This is a genomic window from Nitrospirota bacterium, assembly GCA_020851375.1.
Taxonomy (GTDB): Bacteria; Nitrospirota; 9FT-COMBO-42-15; order HDB-SIOI813; family HDB-SIOI813; genus RBG-16-43-11.
The window spans coordinates 1-5,332 of record JADZCV010000038.1 but is presented as its reverse complement, the minus strand read 5'-3'; the positions used below and the strand labels follow the sequence as shown (position 1 = coordinate 5,332).

6 protein-coding genes are annotated in these 5,332 nt (G+C 48.2%); 3 read left to right on the top strand and 3 right to left on the bottom strand.

The genetic code is table 11. From position 1 onward, the window contains the following. A partial coding sequence (locus IT393_07675; protein ID MCC7202520.1) for an aminotransferase class I/II-fold pyridoxal phosphate-dependent enzyme occupies positions 1 to 1,008 on the top strand: 1,008 nt, incomplete at its 5' end. 160 nt (positions 1,009 to 1,168) lie between these two features. Next, positions 1,169 to 1,726, top strand: coding sequence for a DUF4143 domain-containing protein (locus tag IT393_07670; protein ID MCC7202519.1), 558 nt, complete (start codon positions 1,169 to 1,171; stop codon positions 1,724 to 1,726). Positions 1,727 to 1,921: 195 nt separating this feature from the next. On the opposite strand, the gene IT393_07665 is transcribed toward IT393_07670, so the two are convergent. The 3 genes from IT393_07665 to IT393_07655 are packed head-to-tail and all read right to left on the bottom strand — an operon-like array spanning position 1,922 to position 4,453. Next, complete coding sequence (locus tag IT393_07665; protein ID MCC7202518.1) at positions 1,922 to 2,488, bottom strand: hypothetical protein; 567 nt, start codon at positions 2,486 to 2,488, stop codon at positions 1,922 to 1,924. Further along, entirely contained in the window at positions 2,485 to 3,201 is a 717-nt protein-coding gene (locus IT393_07660) for a nucleotidyl transferase AbiEii/AbiGii toxin family protein (protein ID MCC7202517.1), read from the bottom strand. The genes IT393_07665 and IT393_07660 overlap by 4 nt, the downstream gene beginning before the upstream one ends. Before the next feature lie 31 nt (positions 3,202 to 3,232). Continuing rightward, complete coding sequence (locus tag IT393_07655; protein MCC7202516.1) at positions 3,233 to 4,453, bottom strand: U32 family peptidase; 1,221 nt, start codon at positions 4,451 to 4,453, stop codon at positions 3,233 to 3,235. Positions 4,454 to 4,625: 172 nt separating this feature from the next. On the opposite strand from IT393_07655, the gene IT393_07650 reads away from it, so the two are divergent. Beyond that, positions 4,626 to 5,210 carry a hypothetical protein gene (locus IT393_07650; GenBank protein MCC7202515.1) on the top strand — a complete coding sequence of 195 codons (585 nt, stop codon included), beginning with the start codon at positions 4,626 to 4,628 and terminating at the stop codon, positions 5,208 to 5,210. The last annotated feature ends 122 nt before the right edge of the window (positions 5,211 to 5,332 follow it).

Here is a 5,332-nt window from a genome sequence, read left to right as displayed (position 1 = left end):
GATGCGGGGTTCAACACCTATACGCGTTTTGACGGGCTTGCCATTCTTCGTGAGGCGATAGCAAAGAAGATGGCTGACTACAATGGGATGCAGGTGGACCCGGATGATAATATCATTGTCAGTTCAGGTTCTACTGGCTCATTCTACTGTGCCTGTCTTGCCCTGCTGAACCCGGGTGATGAGGTGATCCTGTTTGAGCCGTACTATGGCTATCATGTAAACACGCTGATGGCTGTTGAGGCGGTTCCGAAATTTGTGACCATGCACCCGCCGGACTGGACGTTTGATCCGAAGGACCTCGAGCGTGTTGTTACTCCGAAGACGAAGGGGATCATGATTAACACGCCGTCCAATCCCTCAGGCAAGGTCTTTAGCATCAGTGAGCTTGAGCAGATTGCAGAGTTTGCAATAAGGCATGACCTGTTTGTCTTTACTGATGAAATCTATGAATATTTTCTCTATGACGGAAGGCGTCACATAAGCCCTGCCACGATTCCGGGGATGTTTGAGCGGACCATTACCATTTCCGGACTGTCTAAGACCTTTAGTATAACAGGCTGGAGGATCGGGTACAGTGTGAGTCATAAGAGATGGACAGAGATGATAGGTTATATGAATGATCTTATATATGTCTGCGCCCCGGCACCGTTTCAGTATGGTGTGGCTGTGGGACTGCAGGAACTTTCACCCTCCTTCTATGAAGGTCTTGCCTCCGAATATGCAGTAAAACGTGACATTATCTGTAATGCCCTCCAGAAGGCGGGTCTCCCGCCTCACATCCCCCAGGGTGCCTACTATGTCCTTGCCGATGTGTCCCGCCTGCCTGGTGAGACAGGCAGGGAGAAGGCTATGCACCTCCTTTCAGAGACAGGTGTTGCCGGAGTGCCCGGAGAGGCTTTCTTCCACGGCGCTGATGGCAGCAGCCTGATTCGCTTCTGTTTTGCCAAGCGTGATGAAGAATTGGAAGAGGCGGTCCGGCGGATTGATAGTCTAAACAGTGCGCTATAGATTTGCGAATTCCGGTGGAGGAGGGAAAGGGGTGGACCCATCGAGCTGGATGCAAGTTATGTAATTTGTCAAACTAATTGACAGTTAGCATAATTTCTGGGTAGTCATGGAATCATGATTCCACGGGGAGCAGAAGAGACTATTCGCGCCCTATTGCGGGATTACTCATAACACCGCCAGGACGTGGATTTCAGTGCTTGAAGCGAGCTACGTCCTGTTTCTGCTTCGCCCGCACCATGCCAATTTCAACAAACGCCTTGTAAAGGCACTGAAACTGTATTTTTATGATTCAGGCCTTGTTTGCTGGCTGCTGGGTATTCAGACGCCGCAACATCTGGAGACACACCCGCTCCGGGGAAATATCTTCGAGACCTTTATTGTGTCAGAGTTGATGAAATTGCGCCTCAATTCCGGTGAGCGGCCTGGCATCTATTTTTGGCGGGACAGCAACGGCAATGAATTGGACGTGATCATCGAACAGGGGGCGCTGCTGATTCCAGTCGAGATAAAGTCGGGCGCAACTGTGGCCCGGGATTTTTTTGCAGGTTTGGAGAAATGGATGGCTCTATCCGGTGATCTGGCGGTAAACCCGATGTTGATCTACGGCGGAGACGCCTCTTACCTGCATAAAGGGATCAGGGTTGTCGGGTGGAAGGGCTTGCCTGAAGTGAAGATGCGGATACCGGAGGCGGGGGGCAAGCAGTGGCCAGGTAAGTGAGTATACCTTATCCGTGCCATGACGCTTGAGTGCACGAGGCTCGGCGGGATTAACCTTGCACAGGGTGTCTGAGATACTGAGGTTCCGTTGCCTGTGTGCCTGTGTGCCTGTGTGTACAGAGGGGCATGGATGCGAGGTTCAACACCTATACGCATTTTGACGGGCTTTCAGTTCTTCGCAAGGCAAGAGTCTGGATTAATTAGAACGGCCGTTTTTACGTGACGCCTGTTGTAATACGGAATTTATTGACCGCGTTGGCAGAAGTTGTTTCGCCTTCCTGACGGATTTTGGGTCCGGCCTTATTTCGATCTCGCCCATTTCAGAAAGAAGTTGTATATCCTTCAGCACCCTGCTGTAATCACGTTGAAGTTTCTTTGCAACGTCGTATATGGTTATCCCAGGGTTTTGGACTATAGTCTTCAGAACTTTGCGCCGCATCCTGGGCATGCGGGATACCTCACTGCTAACGGGATATTGTGAGTCTCCTGCAGCCATTACACCCCATATAGCATCCCATGCGTCAAGGACCGTTTTATCAAACGGTGACTTTTCGTCAAATCCTTCCCTTATCTCCGTCCAAATGGAAATGAACTTCTCGTCGCCTATTTCCGTAAGCAGCCAGTCCATGGGAAGGTGAAGAAACGACTGGACAAAGACCCGCATGTGTCCCTCCGGCCCTCTGCGGATAATCCCTCTCCACTTTCTATAGGTTAGTTGACCGCTCCAGAAAGCGGATCTGAGAATTATGGTCCTGTCAGTCATCTCAACACCTCATCGAAGTAGCGTTTGATATCAAAGGCCTTTATATCAGCGTACCTGCCGGCCTTCTGGATCATCTCAAATTCATCCATCAATTCAATCCAGGGCATTTTCCTGATCCCGCTTATGAGCAATGCTTCCGGCACGGCGGCCCCATGCTCATTAATTTCCCTTACGAACTCCATGAGAGGTTTTATCTCCCTGCTTAATACATATAAATCAAAGATGTCCCTTGCCGTCTGTCTTGCCCCGGCATGTACAGTTCGTCCTGTTGATGAGATGGCGCCTTCTCCGGAACCCGTGACGGTTCTTATCTTGCGATGATAAAGCCCCTCGATGACTTCGGTTCTAATACCGCCAACTGAAGTAATTGGAAACATGTCAGCATATATGTCCTCGACAATACTTATCCGAAGCGGTTCGCCCTTGATATCGGCCACTCCATGAAGCTCTGTCGCAAACATAGGGTCATGGACAACCTCGGCCATCCGAAGCCCGATGGCGGCGCCGGCGAGCCTGCGCTGGACCACAGCAGGATCGAAGCGGGTGTTTACAAAGAAGTCCAGGTCATATGATGCCCTGTGCTGCAGGTAACATCTGGAAAGGGCGGTACCACCCACAAGGATAACGCGTGCTCCGGGAAAGACATCCTTTTCCCTGTCAAATATCTTTTTTAGGATTTTATCCTGATTCTTGTATAATTGCTTAAATGTCATATATGACATTATAGCCAATAAAGTTAATCAGTCAAGGTCTGCATTGCTTTTCCCGCCGTATCAGATCATTTATTCTGACGCCCTGTGGTACCTGCATATAAATTAAATCCTCATTTCTTGCTGATATAATCGCCGTGCCACCGGCAGTTTTCATTTCATCAGCGGCGAACACTTCATCTTCAAGGCCCGGGGTTAAATACTCCAGAGGGTCGCCTGCATCAAGCCTGTTTCTCAACTCAACCTTTGCAACTGAACCATCTATATCTTTTATAACTCCCACCAGTTCGTGGCTCATCCTGTATGACGTACCATCGAAATTATAATCCGCATCAGGCTGTTTCCCTAAAAACATGCCTGTTGTGTATCCCCTGCTGCTGAACATAGCGAGCTCCCGGAGCCATCTTTCTTCAACTTCGTATGCTACAGCGCCGGGAACAAGTTTATTTATGGCCTCCCTGTAAGTCTTCACAACACCCGCAACGTAATTAATCCCCTTCATCCGTCCCTCAATCTTAAAACTGTCTACCCCTGCCTCTGCCAGCAGGGGCAGATGTTCGATCATGCAGAGGTCCTTTGAGCTCATGAGATATGTCCCTCTCTCATCTTCAAATACCGGAAAATACTCGTCCGGTCTTTTCTCTTCCATCAGTGAATATTCCCATCTGCAGGAATTGGTGCACTCACCTGAATTAGCGCTCCTGTCCGAAAGAAAGCTGCTTATATAACACCGGCCGGAATAGGATATACATATTGACCCGTGTACAAAGGCCTCGAGCTCAAGAGCCGTGTTTTGCCTGATTTCCCTAATCTCATCAAAAGACAACTCCCTTGCGAGCACAAGCCTTTTTGCCCCGAGGTCTTCCCAGAATAACGCAGCCTTGCTGTTTGTGATATTTGCCTGTGTGCTGATATGGATGTCTATCTCAGGGGCCTTTTTCTTAAACATCATAAAGACGCCCGGGTCTGAGATAATCACTGCATCAGGCCGTGCCTCTTTAAGGACATCTATATGTTCTTCAATACCGGCCAGGTCAGGGTTGTGCGGAAATATATTTGCAGTAACATATGCCCTGACACCATGGTCGTGAGCATAGGTAACCGCACGCATCAATTCCTCAGGATAAAAATTCCGCGCCCTGCCCCTGAGGCTGAATCTGGAGTCACCAAAATAGACCGCATCAGCGCCGTAATGTATGGCTGTCTTTAGTTTTTCAATATCCCCTGCAGGGGCAAGCAATTCAGGCATTTTCATAGATGGTTATAATACTTTGTTTCATTTATTAAGTCCAATAATCCTGCATGTAAGTAATGTTGACTGATAACAGAAGTTCAGTCAAAATGGCTCATCATCTTAATGACCCTCAGTGCCATCTTGTGTTATAGTCGATCAGATATCATAAATCCATTATGTGTAGGGGGATACTATGAAATTCAGAATCCTGCAAGTGATTTTTTTGAGCTTCTTTATTAACATTGGGTTAGCAAGCGCAGAAGGGCCAGGGGTTGAATTCTTCAACCCGCAGGGTGTGGTAAAAGGGGTTAGACAGGTAAGTGTTCGTTTCTCAGAACAGATGGTCACTTTTGGGGACCCCTTTGTCGAGGGGCCTTTTGATATCAAATGTCTTGAAAAAGGTAATGGCCGCTGGATGGACGGGAAAAACTGGGAGTATGACTTTGACAGGGATCTTCCTGCAGGTGTTGTCTGCGAGTTCAATCTCAAACCCGGCATCAAAACTCTTTCGAATAAAGATCTCACAGGTCAAAAAACTTTTACCTTTTCTACAGGCGGGCCTTCCATAATTTATTCTGAACCCCGTGAAGGCTCCGACATAAACGAAGACCAGGTATTTCTTCTCAAGCTCGATGCCCAGCCTGTAGAGGAATCCGTACTTTCTAATGTGCGATGTTCCATTGAAGGGATAGACGAGCGGGTGGGCGTCAGGATTTTAAAAGACAAAGAAAGGGAGGAAATCCTCAAGGTCTGGTATGAAAATGAGGCATACCCGTAAGCGTTTAATTAACCCCATCTTCCCCTGATTTACCTGATATGACATGATGATCCTGGAGATAACAAAGGGGGGATCAATCATGTCGGAGAACAATAAAGAAGAGCAGTATGGTGAGAAGTATC

Bases quoted from the DNA above. Each gene is read 5' to 3' on its own strand.
- IT393_07660 (MCC7202517.1), bottom strand. From the start codon at position 3,201: ATGACATTTAAGCAATTATACAAGAATCAGGATAAAATCCTAAAAAAG.
- IT393_07665 (MCC7202518.1), bottom strand. From the start codon at position 2,488: ATGACTGACAGGACCATAATTCTCAGATCCGCTTTCTGGAGCGGTCAA.
- IT393_07650 (MCC7202515.1), top strand. From the start codon at position 4,626: ATGAAATTCAGAATCCTGCAAGTGATTTTTTTGAGCTTCTTTATTAAC.
- IT393_07655 (MCC7202516.1), bottom strand. From the start codon at position 4,453: ATGAAAATGCCTGAATTGCTTGCCCCTGCAGGGGATATTGAAAAACTA.